We start from the raw sequence: 1186 nt of genomic DNA, 5'->3' as shown, positions 1-1186 counted from the left end.
GGTAATCACCCCATAAATTAATTGACGTCAAAAGTAGAATTTTCTCGTACCATAAACGCAGGAGATTCTTTATGAAAACATCAAAATTTACCGACAGTCAAATCATGGCGATCCTCAAACAAGCTGAAGCGGGAACGCCAGTTCCTGAGCTGTGCCGTGAACATGGCATGAGTTCGGCTACTTTTTACAAATGGCGAGCCAAATTTGGCGGCATGGATGCGTCGTTGATGGCTCGTTTAAAAGAGCTGGAAGCCGAAAATGCACGGCTGAAAAAAATGTACGCCGAAGAGCGCTTAAAGGCCGAAATTATTCAGGAAGCGATGACAAAAAAGTGGTGAAGCCGTCGCAGCGTAAAGCGATGGCGCAACACGCGGTGGCCAATCGGAATGTGACTATCCGCATGGCCTGCGCGGCATTTTGTATCAGCGAAACCTGTTACCGATATCAGCCAGTGAATGACGATGAGAATGCGCAGATCGCAGATTTACTGATTGATTTAACTGAGAAAGAAACGGATTGGGGGTTTGGCCAGTGTTTTCATTACCTGCGCAACGTGAAAGGCTTTGGTTGGAACCACAAGCGAGTTTACCGGATTTACTGTGAGTTAGCACTTAATCTGCGCATTAAACCGCGCCGACGACTAAAACGAAACGCCCCTGAACCACTGAAAGAACCAACAAAACCGAATCAAGTCTGGTCTATTGATTTTATGCATGACCAGCTCGCGGATGGTAGAAATTATCGATTGTTCAACGTCATCGACGACTTCAAACGAGAAGGTTTGGCGATTGAAGCAGGATTCTCACTGCCAACAATGCGGGTCATAAGAACGCTAAATCAGCTTCTTGAATGGCGCGCAAAACCGATGGCAATCCGCTGTGACAATGGACCCGAATTTATCAGCCACGAATTTACAGAGTGGGCGAAAAAACTGGGGATCCGAATTGATTACATTCAACCTGGTAAACCACAACAAAATGCGTATATAGAGCGACACAACAAAACAATAAGATACAGTTGGGTCAGCAAACATTTATTTGATACGCTTGAAGAAGTTCAAGACTATGCCACGCAATGGCTTTGGTTTTACAATCATGAACGGCCACACAAAGCAAATGGCGGAAAACCACCATTGATGGCCGCTTAGCCTCTACTTTTAACTGCAGTTAAAAATGGGGGGATTACC

The 1186-nt window shown here is 45.4% G+C and carries 1 protein-coding gene; it reads left to right on the top strand.

Annotation, left to right across the window (positions count from 1 at the left end; all coding sequences use genetic code 11):
• Nucleotides 1–71: 71 nt before the first annotated feature.
• Nucleotides 72–1147 (top strand): IS3 family transposase gene (locus GOU96_RS17635; protein WP_086027504.1). Its coding sequence is split into 2 segments (ribosomal slippage): nt 72–324 and nt 324–1147, totalling 1077 coding nucleotides; the frame shifts between segments, so codons are not numbered across the junction.
• Nucleotides 1148–1186: the final 39 nt, after the last annotated feature.

This window comes from Vibrio sp. R-1 (genome assembly GCF_035615595.1).
Lineage (GTDB): Bacteria > Pseudomonadota > Gammaproteobacteria > Enterobacterales > Vibrionaceae > Vibrio > Vibrio cholerae.
This window is presented reverse-complemented; position numbering and strand designations above follow the sequence as displayed.